The sequence below is a fragment of the Paracoccus rhizosphaerae genome, from assembly GCF_026162645.1.
Taxonomy (GTDB): domain Bacteria; phylum Pseudomonadota; class Alphaproteobacteria; order Rhodobacterales; family Rhodobacteraceae; genus Paracoccus; species Paracoccus rhizosphaerae.
Genome location: NZ_JAOTBE010000019.1, coordinates 36,981 through 56,374, shown reverse-complemented (window position 1 = coordinate 56,374; position 19,394 = coordinate 36,981). Strand labels below are relative to the sequence as shown.

General features: G+C 67.5%; 20 protein-coding genes. 12 read left to right on the top strand and 8 right to left on the bottom strand.

Translation table 11 applies throughout. The features are described from left to right. Positions 1-500: 500 nt before the first annotated feature. A complete protein-coding gene (locus tag OC184_RS09165; RefSeq protein WP_322630194.1) occupies positions 501-2,159 on the bottom strand; it encodes a D-alanyl-D-alanine carboxypeptidase family protein in 1,659 nt (552 codons plus the stop codon). Between the two features lie 264 nt (positions 2,160-2,423). Here OC184_RS09165 and clpS point away from each other — a divergent pair, with 264 nt between their 5' ends. Genes clpS through OC184_RS09150 form a run of 3 tightly spaced genes read left to right on the top strand, consistent with a single transcriptional unit; the run spans position 2,424 to position 4,553 of the window. Next, the gene (clpS, locus tag OC184_RS09160; RefSeq protein ID WP_265506903.1) at positions 2,424-2,741 is read left to right on the top strand and encodes an ATP-dependent Clp protease adapter ClpS; all 318 of its coding nucleotides are present in this window, start codon (positions 2,424-2,426) and stop codon (positions 2,739-2,741) included. Positions 2,742-2,745: 4 nt separating this feature from the next. Then, entirely contained in the window at positions 2,746-3,750 is a 1,005-nt protein-coding gene (locus OC184_RS09155) for a class I SAM-dependent methyltransferase (protein WP_265506902.1), read from the top strand. After that, a complete protein-coding gene (locus tag OC184_RS09150) occupies positions 3,747-4,553 on the top strand; it encodes an SDR family NAD(P)-dependent oxidoreductase (RefSeq protein WP_265506901.1) in 807 nt (268 codons plus the stop codon). The genes OC184_RS09155 and OC184_RS09150 overlap by 4 nt, the downstream gene beginning before the upstream one ends. Here OC184_RS09150 and OC184_RS09145 read toward each other — a convergent pair. Then, the gene (locus OC184_RS09145; RefSeq protein WP_265506900.1) at positions 4,550-4,960 is read right to left on the bottom strand and encodes a hypothetical protein; all 411 of its coding nucleotides are present in this window, start codon (positions 4,958-4,960) and stop codon (positions 4,550-4,552) included. The two genes, OC184_RS09150 and OC184_RS09145, sit on opposite strands and share 4 nt — an antisense overlap. Positions 4,961-5,023: 63 nt before the next feature. Here OC184_RS09145 and hemF point away from each other — a divergent pair, with 63 nt between their 5' ends. After that, positions 5,024-5,890: an oxygen-dependent coproporphyrinogen oxidase gene (hemF, locus tag OC184_RS09140; RefSeq protein ID WP_265506899.1), complete on the top strand. Its 867-nt coding sequence runs from the start codon at positions 5,024-5,026 to the stop codon at positions 5,888-5,890. Between the two features lie 81 nt (positions 5,891-5,971). Continuing rightward, complete coding sequence (locus OC184_RS09135; protein WP_265506898.1) at positions 5,972-6,607, top strand: AbiU2 domain-containing protein; 636 nt, start codon at positions 5,972-5,974, stop codon at positions 6,605-6,607. On the opposite strand, the gene parE is transcribed toward OC184_RS09135, so the two are convergent. The 3 genes from parE to OC184_RS09120 form a co-directional block, all read right to left on the bottom strand. Beyond that, positions 6,604-8,565, bottom strand: coding sequence for a DNA topoisomerase IV subunit B (gene parE, locus OC184_RS09130; protein ID WP_265506897.1), 1,962 nt, complete (start codon positions 8,563-8,565; stop codon positions 6,604-6,606). The two genes, OC184_RS09135 and parE, sit on opposite strands and share 4 nt — an antisense overlap. A 103-nt stretch (positions 8,566-8,668) precedes the next feature. Continuing rightward, positions 8,669-9,328, bottom strand: a complete 660-nt coding sequence (locus tag OC184_RS09125) for a glutathione S-transferase family protein (RefSeq protein ID WP_265506896.1) — start codon at positions 9,326-9,328, stop codon at positions 8,669-8,671. A gap of 78 nt (positions 9,329-9,406) precedes the next feature. Beyond that, positions 9,407-10,366: an alpha/beta fold hydrolase gene (locus OC184_RS09120; RefSeq protein WP_265506895.1), complete on the bottom strand. Its 960-nt coding sequence runs from the start codon at positions 10,364-10,366 to the stop codon at positions 9,407-9,409. Here OC184_RS09120 and OC184_RS20455 point away from each other — a divergent pair. From OC184_RS20455 to ccoS, 7 genes are all read left to right on the top strand, one after another. Beyond that, positions 10,299-10,814 (top strand): DUF1007 family protein, encoded by a 516-nt coding sequence (locus tag OC184_RS20455; RefSeq protein WP_378927240.1) that lies wholly within the window; start codon positions 10,299-10,301, stop codon positions 10,812-10,814. The two genes, OC184_RS09120 and OC184_RS20455, sit on opposite strands and share 68 nt — an antisense overlap. Before the next feature lie 330 nt (positions 10,815-11,144). Then, positions 11,145-11,504, top strand: coding sequence for a hypothetical protein (locus OC184_RS09115; RefSeq protein WP_265506894.1), 360 nt, complete (start codon positions 11,145-11,147; stop codon positions 11,502-11,504). Positions 11,505-11,518: 14 nt separating this feature from the next. After that, the gene (locus OC184_RS09110) at positions 11,519-11,743 is read left to right on the top strand and encodes a hypothetical protein (protein WP_265506893.1); all 225 of its coding nucleotides are present in this window, start codon (positions 11,519-11,521) and stop codon (positions 11,741-11,743) included. A gap of 73 nt (positions 11,744-11,816) precedes the next feature. Next, positions 11,817-13,232, top strand: coding sequence for a cytochrome c oxidase accessory protein CcoG (ccoG, locus tag OC184_RS09105; RefSeq protein WP_265506892.1), 1,416 nt, complete (start codon positions 11,817-11,819; stop codon positions 13,230-13,232). Further along, a complete protein-coding gene (locus tag OC184_RS09100; RefSeq protein WP_265506891.1) occupies positions 13,229-13,687 on the top strand; it encodes a FixH family protein in 459 nt (152 codons plus the stop codon). The genes ccoG and OC184_RS09100 overlap by 4 nt, the downstream gene beginning before the upstream one ends. A gap of 4 nt (positions 13,688-13,691) precedes the next feature. Beyond that, on the top strand, positions 13,692-15,905 hold the full coding sequence (locus OC184_RS09095; protein WP_265506890.1) for a heavy metal translocating P-type ATPase: 2,214 nt from the start codon (positions 13,692-13,694) through the stop codon (positions 15,903-15,905). Further along, positions 15,905-16,069: a cbb3-type cytochrome oxidase assembly protein CcoS gene (gene ccoS, locus OC184_RS09090; protein WP_265506889.1), complete on the top strand. Its 165-nt coding sequence runs from the start codon at positions 15,905-15,907 to the stop codon at positions 16,067-16,069. Before OC184_RS09095 ends, ccoS begins: the two co-directional genes overlap by 1 nt. 56 nt (positions 16,070-16,125) lie before the next feature. Here ccoS and hisG read toward each other — a convergent pair whose 3' ends face one another. The 3 genes from hisG to hisS are packed head-to-tail and all read right to left on the bottom strand — an operon-like array spanning position 16,126 to position 19,375. Then, positions 16,126-16,842 (bottom strand): ATP phosphoribosyltransferase, encoded by a 717-nt coding sequence (gene hisG / locus OC184_RS09085; protein WP_265506888.1) that lies wholly within the window; start codon positions 16,840-16,842, stop codon positions 16,126-16,128. After that, entirely contained in the window at positions 16,839-17,897 is a 1,059-nt protein-coding gene (locus OC184_RS09080) for an ATP phosphoribosyltransferase regulatory subunit (RefSeq protein ID WP_378927245.1), read from the bottom strand. Before OC184_RS09080 ends, hisG begins: the two co-directional genes overlap by 4 nt. Continuing rightward, the gene (gene hisS, locus OC184_RS09075; RefSeq protein WP_265506886.1) at positions 17,897-19,375 is read right to left on the bottom strand and encodes a histidine--tRNA ligase; all 1,479 of its coding nucleotides are present in this window, start codon (positions 19,373-19,375) and stop codon (positions 17,897-17,899) included. Before hisS ends, OC184_RS09080 begins: the two co-directional genes overlap by 1 nt. Positions 19,376-19,394 lie beyond the last annotated feature (19 nt).

Below are 19,394 nucleotides of genomic sequence, written 5' to 3'. Positions count from 1 at the left end.
GCGGCGTCGTCGCCTGCTTGTGAAGAGAGATCAGCATCCTTGCCTCCCGTTCCGAACCTCGCGCAGGACCGATCTTGCTATGAAGAACGAGGTCCGGCGAGGGTCAATGGGATCATCCGGGCAAGGACAATTAGAAGCAAAAGGGTCGATGTCCTACGACAGTCGGCTTCTCCCGGCATCGGACCAAGACCATGATCGTGATTTGCGTTATCGCTTGCGGCCTTCACGGGCGATCTGCGGAACTAGGACTTCCGAGGCAGGTGAAGCCAAAGTTGTCTAGCGACATGCGCGTTGATGCTGCGGGAGCAGCTTGGCGGCGGCGTTCAAACCACCGAAACGATCGCAGGGAGTGGCACTTGCGGAAGGGCTCGTCGGTCAATCGAAATTATTCTATGTCCGGTACCTTTGTGGAAAGCCTACCTGCATCACAGCCTGCCGTTGCACAGCCATAAAAATGGCCCTCCAGATGTGGAAAGCCTTCAAGACGCGCGGATGGGGGGTCAGTTCGTGACGACACTGCAACTTTGGGATTGGCTGCGCAGGCGCTCGCAGGCCAGTTCGGCGTCGCCTTCCGAGAGGTTCACGAAACGCGGCTCGAAGCCGCGCTTCGTGTCGGCGACGTGACGGCTGGCCGATCCGAAGAGGCTGCCGTCCTGCAGGGCATAGGCCAGCAGCAGGCGCTCGGCCTCGGATTTCGAGCCGTAGTGGCCGAGCGAGATCGCCCAATGGCGGTTGCCGTCGCCGTGCCGTCGCACGATCTGCAAAGCCTCGGGATTCGAAATGTCGCCTTCGCCCATTGCGGCCAGGATCACCGTCTCGGAACGAGGCCGGGGCGCGCTTGAGCTGTCGAGCGTCAGGCCATCTGCAGCAGGTTCGACCGCAGCCGGCGCCTCGGCCGCAGCGACGACGGCGGCTTCGACCGCTGCCGTGCTGGCACCGCGACCGGGCGCAGGCGTGGGACGGTTCGATCTTGCTAGGACCGGCGCGGCCAGGCTGGCGCTGGCAGGCGCGTCGACGGCGACTGCCGTGGCGATCGCCGCCTCGATGGCGGCGCCTTCTGTCCCGGGACGGGCGCGGGGGCGGGCACTGCTTGCCAGTGACACGCCCGGCAGGTTTGCCTGGGCGCTGGCCGTTGCAATTCGCAGCGCCTCGGTCAGGTCGACCTTGGGCGCGGAGGCGACCAGCGAAGAAGCTGCCGCAGGACGCGAGGACGGGGGCGGGGACGCCTGCAGAACCAGCCGCTGAGGCTCTGGCTGGGTTGCCGCCGGCGTCGGGGCGACCTGCGCACGGCGCGTCGTCTGCTGCACCAGCATGCGCGGGCGCTGCGGCTTCACCTCACGGACGCGGTCGGGAACGCGGGTGAAGCTGCTGTCCAGCAGTTCGGCCATGACCTGGTTGCGCTGCGCCGTCGACGTGCCGCCGAAGACGGTTGCAATCAGGCGCTTGTTGCCGCGTTGCGCCGAAGCCGTCAGGTTGAAGCCGGCGGCCCGGGTATAGCCGGTCTTGATGCCGTCGGCGCCGGGATAATCGTCCAGGAACCGGCGGTTCGTCGCGGATACCTGGGCGATGCCCGCATCTGCCGACCGGCGCGAGAAGAGGTTGTAGTATTGCGGAAAGTCATAGAACAGATGCCGGCCCAGCACGCTCATGTCATGGGCGGTCGAGTAGTGGCCGTCGGTCGTCAGGCCATGGGCGTTGCGAAACTGCGTGTTATTCATGCCAAGCGCCCGCGCCATCTGCGTCATCTGCTGGGCAAAGGCTTCCTCGGACCCGGCCAGCCCTTCGCCAAGCGCGGTGGCGGCGTCGTTGGCGGATTTGATGGCGGCCGCGCGGATCAGATAGCGCAGCTCGATCTTCTGCCCGGCGCGCAGGCCCAGCTTGGACGGCGGCTCGTTCGCGGCGTTGCTGGAGATCGTGAACTTGGAGTCCAGCCGGACCTGCCCCCTCTCGATGGCCGAGAAGGTCATGTAGAGGGTCATCATCTTGGTCAGGGACGCCGGGTGCAGCCGGGTGTCCGAGTTCTGGCGATAGATCGGCTGGCCGCTGCGGGCGTCCATCACATAGGCCGCGAAGGGCGCTGCGGCGGCGGGCACCGCAAGCAACGTCACGGCAATCAGTACGCGGCCGAGAAGCCGGAATGCGGGAAGGATTCGGGTCACTGTCGCTGTCTCTCTGCCTCAAGCGGACATGTCGTTTGTCGCATGCCCGTCGTTAACAAAATGATGATAGCACGGGTGAAACATCCGTGAAACCGGGCATTCAACTTAAATTTGTATTGTCAGCCTGGGAACGGCGGAAAGGCGGGGCCGGGGCTTTCATCCGCGATGGTTTGCGTTATATTTCCTGTAAACACCTGTGCGGACGTTGTCCGGCGGGTCCACGCTGCAGACTTCAGGAACGACGCCAACCCGATGACGCACTGGATGACCGATACCGACAAGCCCGACGACCAATCCGATCTGGCCGTCAAGCCGCGCGCCAAGTCGCAGCGGCCGCCGATGTACAAGGTGCTGATGCTGAACGACGATTTCACGCCGATGGAGTTCGTCGTCCACGTGCTGGAACGCCTGTTCCACATGACCCACGCCCAGGCCATCGAAATCATGCTGACTGTCCATCGGCGGGGCGTGGCGGTGGTCGGCGTCTTCTCGCACGAGGTGGCCGAAACGAAGGTCGCCCAGGTGATGGAGCTGGCACGCCGCCAGCAGCATCCCCTGCAATGCACCATGGAAAAAGAGTAATCACGTGACCCAATCACGATTGGACCTGGCCTTTCCGGACGGTCATCCCGGAGGCGAGGTGCTGTTCATCGGGGCCTTGGCCGCCGACGACCTGTCGCCCCTGGATCCCAGCCATCTGCATGTCGTCCAGGGGCACTTTCCCGACTATGAGGGGCTGTCCGCCCGCGGATTTCGCGTCTCCACCTCGGTGGAAGGGCAGTTCGACCACGCGATCGTCCGACTGCCGCGCGCCAAGGCGGCCGCCCGCGCCCGCATCGCGCAGGCCTTCGGGCACCTTACCGCCGCGGGCAACCTCTGGATCGACGGCCAGAAGACCGATGGTGTCGATGCGCTGCTGAAGGAGTTGCGCCGGCTCGCGCCCGTCAGCGACGTAATCAGCAAGGCGCATGGCAAGATCTTCCGCGTCAGCGCCCCCAATCATGACTGGCTGCCGCCGGACTGGGTCGCCTCGGCCCGCGAGGTCGCTCCGGGCTTCACGACCCTGCCGGGCGTCTTTTCCGCCGATGGAGTCGATCCGGGATCGCGGATGCTGGCCGAAAACCTGCCGCCCAAGCTGCCGACTCGGATCGTCGACTTGGGCGCGGGCTGGGGCTGGCTTTCGGCGCAGATCCTGTCACACAGCGGCGTGACGGAACTTCATCTGGTCGAGGCGGATCACGCCGCGCTCGAATCGGCGCGGCGGAACGTGATCGACCCCCGCGCGCGGTTTCACTGGGCGGATGCCCGCGACTTCCGGCTGGCCGAGCCTGTCAACGGCGTTATCATGAACCCGCCGTTCCACGAAGGACGTCAAGCCGATCCGCGTCTGGGGGCGGCCTTCATCGCCACGGCGGCGCGGCTGCTGACGGGCGCGGGGCGGCTGTGGATGGTCTCGAACCGGCACCTTCCGTACGAGGCCGTCCTGGCCGACCATTTCGGACAGGTTCACGAGATCGGCGGCGACAGTCGCTTCAAAGTGATCGAGGCAACTGCCGCCGGCAAGGGCGACGCACGGAAGAACCGCAGATGAGCATGTCGATACAGGGCAAGTCCGCCATCGTGACCGGGGCCGCGCGAGGCGTGGGCCTTGCGATCGCCCGGCACCTGACGGAACGTGGCGCGCAGGTCATGTTCGCCGACAGCGATGAAGCGGCGCTGAACTCGGTCGTCTCGGACTACGAGGACGACCAGTCGCAGGTGCGCCGCTTCGCCGGCAACATGTCGGAGAAGCTGGCGATGGCGAACCTGCTGTCGGCAACCCTGGATGCCTTCGACCGCGTCGACATCCTTGTGAACGCCCACCGCTTCGTCAAGGACAGCGACCCGCTGGACACCGACATGGACACGCTCGAGGAGATGCTGCGCCAGAACCTGATGGCCAGCCTGCGCCTGTCGCAGATGGTGGCCAAGCGGATGATCAAGCAGGCTGAAGGCGAGGGCCCCGCCTCTCAGACCGGGGCCATCGTCAACATCTCGACGCTGGCGGCACGGCGGCCGATCCCGTCGATGCTGGGCTATTCCATCGCCTGCGCGGCGCAGGAACAGGCGACGCGCGGGCTGGCGCTGGCGCTGGCGCCGCACCGTATCCGGGTGAACGGCGTCAGCTTCAGCAGCGTGATGTCGCACGAACTGCAATGCGCATTAAAGGAAGACCCCGACAAGCGCGCGCAGATCATCGCCGGCACGCCCCTGGGCCGCATTGCCCCCGCTGATGAGCTGGCCGAGACGGTGCATTACCTTGTCAGCGACGGGGCGCGTTTTGTCACTGGGCAGATCATGACCGTCGATGGGGGCCGCAGCCTGGCCGATTCCGTGACGGCGCAAATCCTCTAGGTGGTTTCAGGATAGGCGGCGCGGCAAGCCGACACGGCGGCGCGGGCGCTGCTGGCCAGGGCTGCCTGGCGTTCGGCCAGACCGTCGCGCTTGCGCGCCTCGGCCGCGGGGTCGATGGGCACGCGGTACCGCTCGGTGTCCACATAGTCGCGCCAGCAGCCATAGCTGGTGACATGCGCATTGCCGTCCTTGTCCCGCAGGACCCGGCGGCACTGGTCGAAGCGGGTGCGGACGACTTGGCGCTCTTCCCAAGCATAGCCGCGCGCCAGATTGCCCTCGACCTCGGCCAGAAGGCTGCTGACGGTGCGGTATTCGCTGGTGTTCCGGCTGATGCAGCGTTCCTGCGGGGTGCCGCAGGCGGCCAGCAGGGGCAGGGCGATCATGGCAAGGGCGGTGTTGCGGCGCATGGCGGGTCTCTTTACATCGATGTCGTATGCTAGCCGCGACGTGGCCGGCTTTGCAAATCACGAATGAGGAGCCTCATGGACGAACAACGCCGTCGCGCCGCCGCCTGGTTCCACGAGCTGCGCGACCGCATCGTCGCCGCCTTCGAGGCACTGGAGGACCGCGGCCCCGGCGACAGCCCCGCCGGCAGGTTCACGGTCACGCCGACGGAACGCGCCGACAATGGGGGCGGCGGGCTGATGTCCGTCATGCGCGGCGGTCGCGTCTTCGAGAAGGTCGGCGTGAACTGGTCCGAGGTCCACGGCACTCTGGCCTCCCGCGCGCAGGCCGCGATGGCCGCACGCGGCGTTCCGGGCATGGACAGCGATCCGCGTTTCTGGGCCAGCGGCGTCAGCCTGGTCGCGCATATGCAGAACCCGCATGCCCCGGCCGTGCACATGAACACGCGGATGTTCTGGACGCCGGGCGCGTGGTGGTTCGGCGGTGGGTCGGACCTGAACCCGTGCCTCGAATATGCCGAGGACACCGCCCATTTCCATGACACGCTGCGCGACGCCTGCCTGCCGCACGGGGCCGACTATTATGACCGCTTCAAGGCTTGGGCTGACGAATACTTCTTCATCCCGCATCGTGGCCGCGCGCGGGGCGTCGGGGGGATCTTCTATGACGACCTGAACACCGGCGACTGGGAGGCGGATTTCGCATTCACCCGCGCCGTGGGCGAGGCTTTCCTGCCCGCCTTCCTGCCGCTGGCCGAGGCGCGGATGGCAGAACCGTTCACCGACGCCGACCGCGACGCGCAGTTGGTGCATCGAGGCCTCTATGCGGAATACAACCTCGTCTACGACCGCGGCACGAAGTTTGGTCTTGAGACCGGCCACAACGCCGACGCCGTCCTGATGAGCCTGCCGCCGCTGGCGAAATGGGTGTAGTGCGTCCATGGATCGCCCGTGGGAGCACCTGGAGGAACTGCAAGGTACCATGCCTCGAAGGCCATAGCGGAATTCTGCTGGATGCAACTTGCGACGCTCAAGACCCAGGAGCGGATTTATACCGGCCTGTACGGTGAAGAACGTCGAGTTGAAGTGATGAACACGGCGTCCGGCATGGTCTCGAAGGTCATTCAGGATACCCTTTTCGACATGATCGTCTTGGGGATATGTCGCCTTCTGGACCCGGCGCAGCCGAGCAGAAGGCCTCTCAGGAACCTGACGTTCGATCTTCTGATCGAGACATTACCAGATGCTGATCGACGAAAATCCTACAAAGCTTGTCTCCTTGAACTGCGTGTTCTCGCCCAGCCACTCCGCGACCGTCGTGACAAACATCTGGCCCACGCGGACGCAGATACCCTGAAGAAGGGAGCCAGCGTCGGTTGGGTCAGTATGTCAGAGATCAAGGCAGTCATGGGTGGCATGGGTGACCTGCTTGTCGACATCAATGCACAGGAATTCGAGACACACCTGATCTTGTGGCCGCCTGACGATCATGCAGAGCTGAACTTTCTGCGCGCCCTATCATTCGGCAATCTGGCGCACCAGCAGAAGCTGGACGAATTCGAGGCGCGATTTGTCGCAACACCCTACGGCGAGAAGCTGCCTGACTTGGACGACATCTACCCCGCCTGGCTGCGACGACCGCAGGGTTAGACGTCCAGTTCCTCGACGAACCGCGCGTTCTCCTGAATGTATTCGAATCGCAACTCGGGCTTCTTGCCCATCAGGCGCTCGACAAGGTCACCGGTCTCGCCGCCTTCCTCATCGTCGATACTGACGCGGATCAGTTTGCGCGTCTTGGGGTTCATCGTTGTGTCTTTCAAGTCCTTGGCGTCCATCTCACCCAGGCCCTTGAAGCGCTGGACGTCGATCTTGCCGCGACCCCCGAGGCCCTTGGCCAGCATCCGTTCCTTTTCGGCATCGTCGGCGACGTACACGCGGTGCGCCCCCTGCGTCAAACGGTAGAGCGGCGGGCAGGCCAGATACAGGTGCCCCTTGTCGATCATCGGCCGCATCTGCGTGAAGAAGAACGTCATCAGCAGCGATGCGATATGCGCACCGTCCACGTCCGCGTCCGTCATGATGATGATCTTGTCGTAACGCAGGTCGTCGACGTTGAACTTGGACCCCATGCCGACGCCAAGCGCCTGGCAAAGATCGTTGATCTCCTGGTTGGCGCCCATCTTCGAGGAGGCCGCGCCCAGGACGTTCAGGATCTTGCCGCGCAAGGGCAGCAGTGCCTGGTTGGTGCGGTCGCGCGCCATCTTGGCGCTGCCGCCGGCGCTGTCGCCCTCGACGATGAACAGCTCGGTCCCGTCGCGGTTGGTGGCGCTGCAATCGACCAGCTTGCCCGGCAGGCGCAGCTTCTTCGTGGCCGTCTTGCGCGCGGTTTCCTTTTCCTGCTTGCGGCGCAGGCGCTCTTCGGCGCGTAGGACCAGGAAGTCCAGGATCGCGCCCGCCGATTTCATATCGGCCGCCAGCCAGTTGTCGAAATGATCGCGAACCGCGTTTTCGACAAGGCGCGCAGCCTCGGTGGTGGCCAGGCGGTCCTTGGTCTGGCCCACGAACTCGGGCTCCCGAATGAAGCAGCTGACCAGTGCGCAGCCGCCGGCGGTCAGGTCCTCACGCGTGATCTGCGCGGCCTTCTTGTTCGACACCCGTTCGCCGTAGGCGCGCACGCCCTTCAGGATAGCGGTCCAGAAGCCCAGCTCGTGCGTACCGCCCTCGGGGGTGGGAACGGTGTTGCAATAGGACTGGATGAAGCCGTCGCGGACGGGCGTCCAGTTAATGGCCCAATCGACCTTTCCCGGCACGCCAAACTTGGCCTGGAAATCCACGTTGCCCGCGAAGGGACGCTCGGAATAGGTCGTGGCGCCGGACAGCGTCTCGGCCAGGTAGTCGGCCAGACCGCCGGGAAAGTGGAACGTGGCCTCCCGCGGAGTTTCGCCGTCGTCGATCTCGGATTTCCAGCGGATCTCAACGCCCGAGAACAGGTAGGCCTTGGACTTGACCATCTTGATCAGCCGAGCAGGCTTAAAGCGGTGATGGCCGAAGATCTCCTCATCGGCGTGGAAGGTCACGGTGGTGCCGCGCCGGTTGGGGGCCGCCCCGACCTTCGCCACCGGCCCCTGCGGGATGCCGCGCGAAAACCGCTGCTCGAACAGCTCTCGGTTGCGGGCGACCTGGACGACCATGCTGTCGGACAGGGCGTTCACGACCGACGCGCCGACGCCATGCAGACCGCCCGATGTCTGGTAGGCATCGCCCGAGAACTTGCCCCCCGCGTGCAGCGTGCACAGGATCACCTCTAGCGCGGACTTGCCCGGAAACTTGGGGTGCGGGTCGATGGGGATGCCCCGGCCGTTGTCGCGCACCACGACGCTGTAATCGGCCTGCAGCTCGACCTCGATCCGGCTGGCATGGCCCGCCACCGCCTCGTCCATCGAGTTGTCGAGGATTTCCGCCACCAAGTGGTGCAGCGCCCGTTCGTCCGTGCCACCGATATACATGCCGGGGCGCTTGCGCACCGGTTCCAGCCCCTCCAGCACCTCGATCGAGGATGCGGAGTAGGCGTCGGCTTGCATGTCGCCGGAGAGGAGGTCGTCGGCCATGGGGTCTGCTCTGTCTGTCGTGGTCCGGGGGGTTATCTCATGCCCGGGGGGCGGGCGGCAAGGGGTTGTGGCCCCACGCTGCACCGCCCCCACCGATTGCGTGTCATTCGGGCTCGGACAGGCGGGCCTGCCACATCTTGTGGAACGCCGGGCGGTCCTGGCAAGCCTTCAGCCATGTCCGCAGCGCCACGAACGGCTCCAGCAGGGCACCGTGGCCCTGGGCATAGCGAATGACCTCGGCCATGTTCAGGTCGGCCACGGTGAAGCGCCCGCCGACCAGGTGGCCATGTTCGGCCAGGTGGTCGTCCACGACCTTCAGCGGGCGGACCAGACGCTCGGCGGCCTCCGCCACGAGGCCCGCGTCGTCGGCCTCCTGCAGGGTGCCGCGATTGTGCAGCATCAGGATGGTCAGGGCGTCGGGCTCGATCGCGGTGGCGGCATAGAAGGACCACTGCCCCATCAGCGCGTCCTCGGCATAGTCCTGGGGGCCGATGTCGGTGCCGTGTTTGCGCGCCAGGTGCAGCGTGATCGCCAGCGACTCTGACAGGACAAGAGCGTCGTCCTCGATCACCGGGATCGCGCCTGCGGGCGACATGGCCAGAAAGCCGGGGCTGCGGGTGTTCATGGGTGCATCCGGGGCATCGGCATCGGCGATGCGATAGGCCTGGATGACAGGCTCCTGCCGGAAGGGCAGGTCAAGCTCGTGACAGAGCCAGATGACGCGCGAGGCGCGGGAACGGGTGACGCCGTGGATGGTCAGCATGAGAGGGCCCCTGTGTGCGGTTCGCCCAGATTGGGACGGCTGGGGTGCCACCGCAACCCCCGTCGGCACGAACCCCCGTCAGCGCAGGCCCGCCCGCGCCGCCGCCCGGTCGATGGCCGCAACGACGGCCTGCGGGTCGGCGTGGTGGGCCATGTGGCCGACGCCCGGCAGGATGGTCAGCCGCGCGTTCGGCAGATCGCGAGCCAGGGGCCGGGCATGGATATTGGCGGGCACGATGCGGTCCTCGGCCCCGTGCAGGATCTCGACCGGCAGGGTCAGGCGCGAATATTCGGGCGCCATCGCCCGCAGATAGGGGCGCAGTTGCGTGATCTGGCGGGCGTTGGCGCGATAGGTTTCGCGGCGGGCGGCCAGGCCCACGCCGATGTGGTCGGCATAGCCCGGCGGGACCGGCTGCGGGGCGAAGATCCCCGCCATGATCCGCTCGCCCACCGCCACGGGGGTCAGCGCGGTCAGCAGGGGCGGGGCGACGCGGCTGCCGACGGGACTGCCGACGAAGGCGTACCAGCCGGTCAGCTCGCCCGGCCATGGCTCGGTCGCGCCCGAGACGACGACCAGAGCGGCGGTGTCCGATGGCGCCCGCAGCGCCCAGGCCAGCGCCACCGCACCGCCATAGCTGTGGCCCAGCACGATAGGATCGCTGGCGTCCAGCTGCTTTGCGGCGGCGCGCAGCAGTTCGGCCTGGGCGATGGGGTTGTCGTTGTCCGCGATGGGGTCTGTCCAGCCGAGGCCGGGGCGGTCGAAGGCGATGACGCGATAGCGATCCTTCAGCCGGTCGATGAGGTCGAAGGTGAAGTCGCGCACGTTGCCGCTGGCCCCGTGCAGCAGGATCAGGTCGGGGCCGCTGCCCTCCACATGGGCATGGACGGTGGTGCCGTTCACCTCCAGCAGCTGGCCGGTGGGTGGGAACTCTGCCTCGAACGCGGCCTCTCGCGCCGTGGCACGGGCGTCGATGACGGCGCATCCCGCCAGTGCCGCGACCAGTACCAGTCCCAGCACCGCCCGTGCCGGCCTGCCCATTCCCATCGTCCGTCCCCCAACGCTGCATCTGGTCGCGGCCCTGCGATTGTTAAGTCGGGCCGAATGGGACCAACTGTCCGCAGCCCGATCCGCCGTCAAGGCGCACCGTCACGGACCGGGCCCATGCCCCTGCGGCGACTGGCCCCTTCTGCTATCGCTGTTTCCGATGGCGGCTTGCGCGAATCCGCATGTTTTCGTCGATGCCGCGCTGAGCCTAGACTATGACGCTGCCGACTTGTCGCAGGTGACGGTCGAGTGGCAGTATGACGATTTCTATTCGCTGCTGATCAACGAGGACTTGGACATCGACCCCGGCGGCAATGGCATCCTGACCCCGAGGAGGGGGGCCCGCCCGCAAAGGTTTCGATGCTGCCTGGGAGCCCGGCTTCGATGGCAGCCTGTATCTACAGTCGGGCGGCGCCCCTGTCGCGTTGGGACCGCCGCGTGATTTCAGTGCTGAGTACCGGAACTGACGGCTGGTATCCGGCCACGTCCGGCCCGTGGTCCAGCCGCTGCCGGAGTCGCAGCCGCTGCCGGAGTCGCAGCCGCTGCTGATCCAGGTCTATAATCCCGAATACTACGTGCAGTTCAGCCTGCCGGATCTGCCGCAGATTCGGGGCGCGGACGGCTGCGACATGAAGGCGCGATTGGGCGATCCCGTCGCTGCCGCCGAAGCCTGTCCACGCGCCGTTGCCAATTACCTCGGTCGCCAAAAAGGCTGGCGATCGACATCGGCGCAGCCGGCGCCGATGAGGTCCGCATCACCTGCGGCGGGGCGATGCTGCGGCTGGCCGCACTGTCTGTCGCTGCGTTCCTGGCGCAGGCGACCACCGCTGTCGCGCTGGTCTGGACCGGCATCGCCGTCCTGAACCTGGGCCGAGAGGCACTGACCGAACTGGGCGTGCGGGCGACGCTGCATCTGAGCACCCGGCTGGTCGCGGGTGTCGGCCTGTGGCTGGCCCTGCGCGGATTGCGGATGCTTAAAGTGCAGACGCACCATCATCACGACACCTGCGGCTGCGGCCATGTGCATGGTCCCACGCCTGCGCAGGTGCGCAATCGCGATCGCTGCGCGACGGCCTGCTGGTCGTGGCCGGCATCGCGGCCCGGCCCTGCACGTGGGAGCTGTTCCTGCTGATCCTGACTTGGCGGATGGAGATCTTCGGAATGGGCGTCCAAGGCGCCTTTGCCATGGATCTTGGCACCGCCTTCGTGACGGTGGCGGTGGCCGGGCTGGCGGTCTGGGCGCGGCGCGGCAGTCTTGCGCTGCTGCCGCCGGACAAGCCTTTAAGGTCGGCGGCGCGCTGGCTGCCCGGGGTGATGCGACTGGCGGCGGGGGCGCTGATCGCGATTGTGTCGCTGATGGTGCTGGTCTGAGGGTGGTTTGACTCAGGTCAAGGACGGGCGGGGGCCGCGGGCCTAGACGGGCGGGGCGCCACAGGAGCCTGCCATGCCGACCCCGCCGCTGGATACGTCCAGCCTCTATGCCGCCCGAGAGCCGATCTTTCCCAAGCGGATCAGCGGCCGCTTCCGCAACCTCAAGTGGATCGTCATGGCGCTGGCGCTGGCGGTCTATTACGTCACGCCGTGGATCAGGTGGGACCGCGGGCCGTCGATGCCCGATCAGGCGGTTCTGGTCGATCTGGCCAACCGGCGCTTCTTTTTCTTCGGAATCGAGATCTGGCCGCACGAATTCTATATCGTCGCGGGGCTTCTGGTCATGGCGGGGCTGGGGCTGTTCCTGTTCACCTCGGCACTGGGGCGGGTCTGGTGCGGCTATGCCTGTCCTCAGACGGTCTGGACCGACCTGTTCATCCTGGTCGAGCGCTGGATCGAGGGCGACCGCAACAACCGCATCCGCCTGCACCGCGCGCCCTGGTCGCTGCAGAAAGCGCGGCTGCGGGTGACGAAATGGACGGTCTGGCTGCTGATTGCGCTGATGACCGGCGGGGCCTGGGTATTCTATTTCACCGATGCGCCGACGTTGGCGCGGGACCTTCTGGCGCTGGACGCCCATCCGGTCGCGTGGCTGACCATTGCGACCCTGACCGCCACCACCTTCTTTTTCGGCGGCTTCGCACGCGAACAGATCTGCATCTATGCCTGCCCATGGCCGCGCATCCAGGCCGCCATGATGGACGAGGACACGCTGACCGTCGCCTATCGGGATTGGCGGGGCGAGCCGCGCGGCAAGGGGGCGGGCGCGGGCGACTGCATTGACTGCATGACCTGCGTGAACGTCTGCCCGATGGGCATCGACATCCGGGACGGGCAGCAGATGGAATGCATCACCTGCGCGCTGTGCATCGACGCCTGCGACCAGATGATGGAGCGGACCGGCCGCCCGAAGGGCCTGATCGGCTATCTGGCCCTGTCGGACGAGACTGCCGAACGGGCGGGGGCAAAGCCGCGCCCCGTCTGGCGCCACGTGCTGCGGCCGCGCACGATCCTCTATACGGTCATGTGGTCGGGGATCGGCGTGCTGATCGTCCTGGCGCTGCTGATGCGGTCCCAGGTCGACATGAACGTCACGCCGGTCCGGAACCCGCTGTTCGTGACCCTCTCCGACGGCACGATCCGCAACGCCTATGAGCTGCGGCTGCGCAACAAGCAGCATGACGATGTCATCTACGAACTGGGCGTCGACGCCACCGGACCGCTGGTTCTGGCGATCGAGGGCGAAGAGGCGCAGCGCCTGATCGTGCCCGCGGACCAGACGATGACCCGACGCGTCTATCTGTCCGCGCCGCCGGAAAGCCCCCTGGCGACGTCCGAGACGACGCCCCTTACGCTGACCGCCCGCGATCCGGCAGGCGCCGCCGCCGCCGATGTCGAATCGGTCTTTCATGGAAAGGATGCCAAATGATCCGCGAACTGAAGGGCTTTCACGTCCTGCTGATCACTCTGACGGCCTTCGGCACGATCATCGCCGTGAATGTCGTCATGGCCGTCAGCGCCATCGGCAGCTTCCCGGGGATCGAGGTGCGCAGTTCCTACGTCGCCTCACAGCACTTCCAGGCCGACAGGGCGGCACAGCAGGCCCTGGGGTGGAGCGTCGATGTCGATCTGTCGGACGGGCGGCTGACGCTGCGGATGCGCGACCGGCTGGGGCAGGGAGTCCAGCCGAGGCTGCTGGACCTGATGCTGCGCCGCCCGACGCACCAGCTGTCCGACCAGCACCCGCGCCTGCGGCCCGAAGGTGACGGCGTCTGGATGTCGCAGGTCGATCTGGCGCCGGGCAACTGGAATGCCGACCTCTTTGCCGAAAGCCGTGACGGAACCGCCTTCCGCCTGCGCATCCCGCTGAACGTGGAGGAATAAGGCCATGGCCGAACTGACCGCCGCACCGGGTTTTCAGCCGCGGCTTGGCGCATGCCCAGCCTGCGACGCCGCACCCCTGGCGCAGCGCCTGGCCGAACGGGCCGAGGCGGCGCTGCCGCAGAACCTGATCCTGTCGCTGCCCGACGCGCATTGTGCGCTCTGCATCTCTCAGGTGGAAACGGCGCTTCTGGCGCATCCGGGTGTGCGTTCGGCCCGCGTGAACCTGACGCTGCGCCGCGTCACTGTGGATGCGCCGGGGCTGCAGGCGTCCGACCTGATCCCGCTGCTGGCCCGCGCGGGTCATGTCGCGCATGAATTGGACCCGGACGCGCTGTCATCGACCGCCGCCGACCGCGCGGGCCGTGACCTCTTGATGCGGATCGGGGTTGCGGGCTTTGCCATGATGAACGTCATGATCCTTTCGGTCGCCGTGTGGTCGGGCGCCGAGGCGGCGACCCGCGACCTGTTCCACTGGATCAGCGGCGCCATCGCCCTGCCGACGGTGGCTTTCGCGGGTCGGCCGTTTTTCGCCAGCGCATGGACGTCGCTGAAGGCGCGGCAGCTGGGGATGGACGTGCCGATCTCGCTGGCGCTGATCCTCGCCAGCGCGATCAGCGTTTCCGAGACCGCGCAGTCGGGGCATCACGCCTATTTCGATGCGGCGGTGATGCTGTGCTTCTTCCTGCTGGTCGGACGCTATCTGGACCACCGCACCCGCGCCATCGCCAAGTCCGCCGCCGCCGAGCTGACTGCGCTGGAGGTACCGCGTGCCACACTGATTTCAGACGTCGTGGAACGGACGGTGCCGGTGGCAGATCTGCGCCCCGGCGACGTGATCCGCGTGCGGCCCGGCGGCCGTGTCCCTGCCGATGGCATCATCGTCGACGGCACGAGCGAGATCGACCGCGCCCTTCTGACCGGAGAGACGCTGCCCGTCGCCGCCGCGCCGGGGCTTGCGCTCTCGGCCGGAGAGGTGAACCTGACTGGCCCCCTGGTCCTGCGCGTGACCGCTGCGGGCCGCGACAGCTCACTCTCGCGCCTGACGGCCCTGGTCGAGGCGGCCGAGAACGCCCGCGGCCGCTATACCTCGCTGGCCGATCGCGCGGCGCGCGCCTATTCGCCCGCCGTCCACCTGCTGGCGCTGAGCAGCTTCGCCGGCTGGCTCTGGGCCTCGGGCGACCTGCGGCTGGCGCTGAACATTGCGGCGGCCGTTCTGATCATCACCTGCCCCTGTGCCCTGGGGCTGGCGGTTCCGGCGGTGGCCACCTCGGCATCGGGCCGGCTGTTCCGGCGCGGACTGCTGATCAAGGACGGCACCGCGCTCGAGCGTCTGGCCGAGGTCGACACCGTCGTCTTCGACAAGACCGGCACCCTGACCCTGGGCCAGCCGCGTCTGCTGGACCCGGCGGCCATCCCCGCCGAACTGCGCGGCGTGGCGCGTGCGCTGGCGGACGGGTCGTCCCACCCGCTGTCGCGCGCCCTGGCCGAGGGACTGGCCGACACCGCCCCCGCCACGTTGCAGGATCTGCGCGAACAGCCGGGGCGTGGTGTGACCGCCCGCTGGCTGGGACTGCGCGTCAGCCTCGGCCGCGCCGACTGGCTGGACGTTCCGCGGGACGACGCGCCGACGCTGTCCAGCTGGCTGGCGGTCGAGGGGCGCCCGGCGCTGCGTCTGGACTTTGCCGACCGCCTGCGGCCCGGGGCCGAGGATTGCGTGGCGCGGCTTCTGGCCGATGACCGTCGGGTGATCCTGCTGTCGGGCGACCGGGCCGCGCCCGTCGCGGCGCTGGCGCGGCAGCTGGGTGTGCAGGAATGGCGGGCCGGCGTCAGTCCCGTCGAAAAGGCCGATGCCGTGGCGGCCCTGTCCGATGCGGGCCACAAGGTGCTGATGGTCGGCGACGGGCTGAACGACACGGCCGCGCTGGCGCGGGCGCATGCGTCGATTTCGCCGGCAAGCGCGCTGGACGCGGCGCGGGTTGCCAGCGACATGGTGCTGACCGGACAGGACCTGACGCCGGTGGCCGAGGCGCTGGTCATCGCCCGGCAGGCGACCCGGCGCATCCGCCAGAACTTCGCGATCTCGATCGGCTATAACGTGGTGGCGGTGCCCATCGCGCTTTTGGGCCTTGCGACGCCGCTGATCGCCGCGCTGGCCATGTCGATCAGCTCGATCACGGTCACCCTGAACGCGCTGCGCCTTGGCGGAAGGGCCCGCTGATGGAGATCCTGGCAATCCTGATCCCAGTCTCACTCGGGCTTGGAGGGGCCGGTCTGGTGGCGTTCCTCTGGGCGCTGCGGAACCGCCAGTTCGAGGACCCTAAGGGCGATGGCCAGCGCATCCTGTCCGAGCAGTGGGACGACAAGCCCCGCCCCAAAGACTGACAGCCCGCCAGCGACTGCGGTGGCAGGCGGGCGCGACGGTCCCCCTTGGGCCGCCGTCAGCCTTGCGCGGCCTCTTGCGGGGCAGGGGTGTCCGGCATCTCCAGCCCAAGCTGGGCGGCGAACCGTTCCAGGGCAGGCCCCACCGCGCCGCGATTGGCAAACAGCGTCGCCTGGGACCGCAGGATCGGCGGTTCGTCCAGAATGCGCAGGTTGTTGGCTCGCAGCGTCTCCCCCGAAGAGGTGATGTCGGCGATGGCTTCGGCGGTCTGGTTCGCGACCGTGCCCTCGGTCGCGCCCTGGCTGTCCACCAGCTGGTAATCCGCAACCTCTTGCGCCGACAGCCAGGCCCGCACGAGCCGGTGATACTTGGTGGCGATCCGCAGGCGGAACCCGTGTTCGGACCGGAAGTCGCGGGCGATGGCGGCGAAATCGTCCAGGTCGACGCAGTCTCGCCAGCAGTCGGGCACGGCCAGGATCAGGTCGGCGTGACCAAAGCCCATCGGTGCCAGTTCCACCAAGTCCGACGACCAGCCGGCCAGCTTTTCCCGCACCAAGTCGGTCCCGGTCACGCCCAACTCGATCCTGCCGGCGGCCAGCTCGCGCGGGATCTCACCCGCAGACAGCAGGACCAGCGCTACGCCCTGCGCGCCCTCGACCCGGCCTGCGTACTCGCGGTCTGACCCGCTGCGCGACAGTCGGACACCGCGTTCGGCGAACCAGTCGAAGGTCTGTTCCATCAGCCGCCCCTTTGACGGCACCCCCAGGCGGATCATGCGGCCCCCTCCAGTTCGGCCACCAGGCCCGGACGGATGATGCCACCCACGGCGGGAATTTCCCGGCCCTTTCCCAGAACGCGGGTCAGCGCGTCGTAACGACCGCCCGATGCGACGGGCGGCCAGCCGTTGCGGTCGGCTTGGAAGGTGAAGGTGAAGCCGTCGTAATATTCCATCGTGGTCCGGCCGTGGCTGGCGTCGAAGATCACCCGGTCAAGGTCGATTCCGCGATCCGCGATGGCCGCCATCCGGGCCTCGATCCTGGCGACGGCCGGCGCGATGGCTGGCATGTCGCCGGCCAGTTCGGCGAGCGTTGGCAATGCGTGCGGTGCCGGTGCCCGCAAGTCGAACAGCCGGTCCAAGCGTTCCGTCCATACCGCCGCCAGGGGCGCCACGGCGGCGTCGCCCTGTAGCCGCGCCATGCGGCGGATCATCTCGTCCTCGCTGCGCAGGCCGGCCCAAGCCTGGCCCGCCTGCGCGAAGCACCGCGTCACGCCCGGCTTCGAGAAGCGTTCGAGCAGCCGGCTGAACCGGCCCGGACGCCAAATATGGTGCATCAGCGCCTCGGCCCGCGCGCGTGTCAGGGGCAGGCCCGAGACGGCATCCAGCAGCAGGCCCATGTCGCCCATCTCGGCCCGAAGACCCAGCGGCTGCAGCGCGTCGTAAAACAGGGCGAAGACCTCGGCATCGGCGGCAGGGTCGCGGCTGAACAGCTCGAACCCGCACTGCAGGTATTCGCGGTCGCGCGGGTTGCGGGGCCGGATGTCGCCGCTGTCCTGCTTGCGGAACACCTCGCCCAGATAGCAATAGCGCGCGGGCTCGGCCCCCGACGCCATGTGGGCCTGCACGACCGGCACTGTGAAATCCGGGCGCAGCATCATCTCGCCCCGGATGGGGTCCTGGGTGACATAGGCGCGGGCGCGGATGTCCTCTCCGTAAAGGTCCAGCAGGCTTTCGGCGGGCAGCAGGATGTCGGGCGCGATCTCCTCGGCCCCGGCCTGCCGGAACCGCGCCAGCAGCCGCTGGCCAACGGCCTCCTTGTCGCGCTTGGGGATCATCCGAGGATCCGCCGCACTTCCGCAACCAGATCTGCACGCGCAGCCTCGGTCTGCGCAGGCTGCGACTTCCATTCCTCGACCGAGGCATCGGCGGCGATCCTTGCGCCCAGGACCAGGTCCTTGACCTGCACGACGCCACGTTCGGCTTCGTCCCCGCCCTGGATGATCGCCACCGGCGCGCCGCGTTTGTCGGCATATTTCAGCTGGTTGCCAAAGTTCTTCGGGTTGCCCAGATAAACCTCGGCCCGGATACCAGCCGCGCGCAGCTCGGCCGCCATCGCCTGGTAATCCGCCATCCGGTCGCGGTCCATGACGGTTACGACGACCGGCCCCCGATCCTCGGCCCCCGCCAGCCCCTTGGCCCGCAGTGCGGCCAGCAGCCGGTCCACGCCGATGCTGACGCCGGTCGCGGGCACCTTCTGGCCGGTGAAGCGTTCCACCAGCCCGTCATAGCGCCCGCCGCCAGCGACCGACCCGAACTGCCGCTTGCGGCCCTTGTCGTCCAGGATCTCGAAGGTCAGCTCGGCTTCGAAAACCGGGCCGGTGTAGTAACCCAGGCCCCTGACCACCGACGGGTCGATCACGGCCCGATCCTCGGCGACGCCCATGGCGGCCAGCATGCCGGCGATCTGGCGCAGCTCGTCCACGCCCTCGGCGCCGACGGTCGATCCGCCGACGGCCGCCGCCAGGTTGTCCAGCGTCAGCGCATTGTCGGCGCCTTTCGAAGTCAGGAACGCCAGGACCGGCGCGACCTGCGCCTCGGACAGCCCGACGCCGTCGATCTGCGCGCCGCTGTCGTCGGTGCGCCCCGTCGTCAGCAGGGCCAGCACACCATCGCGGCCGACCTTGTCGAACTTGTCGATCTGGCGCAGCACGTCCTCGGCCTGATCGGGACGAACCTCGGCGGCCTCCAGCACTCCGTTCAGCACCTTGCGGTTGTTGATCCGCACGATGTAGTCGCCGCGCGCGATCCCGACGCCCTCCAGCGCATCGGCTAGCATCGCGCAGATCTCGGCATCGGCCGCGACCGACGCCGACCCGACCGTGTCGGCATCGCACTGATAAAACTGCCGGAACCGGCCCGGCCCCGGCTTCTCGTTGCGCCACACCGGCCCCATCGCATAGCGGCGATAGGGCGTCGGCAGATCGTTCCTGAACTGTGCCGCGACCCGCGCCAGGGGCGCCGTCAGGTCATAGCGCAGCGCCAGCCAGTCGCCCGAACCGCCACCGGGCACGGCCTCTTCCTGCCAAGCAAAGACGCCGGCATTGGGGCGGTCCACATCTGGCAGGAACTTGCCAAGGGCCTCGACCGTCTCGACCGCGCTGGTTTCCAGTGGATCGAAGCCATGGCGGTGATAGATCGCGGCGATCCGGTCCAGCATCGCCTTGCGCTCGGTCACATCCGCGCCGAAATAGTCCCGGAACCCCTTGGGCGTCTCGGCCTTGGGCCGGGGCTGCTTCTTTTCTTTTGCCATGGTGTCTGTCGCCTTTTCA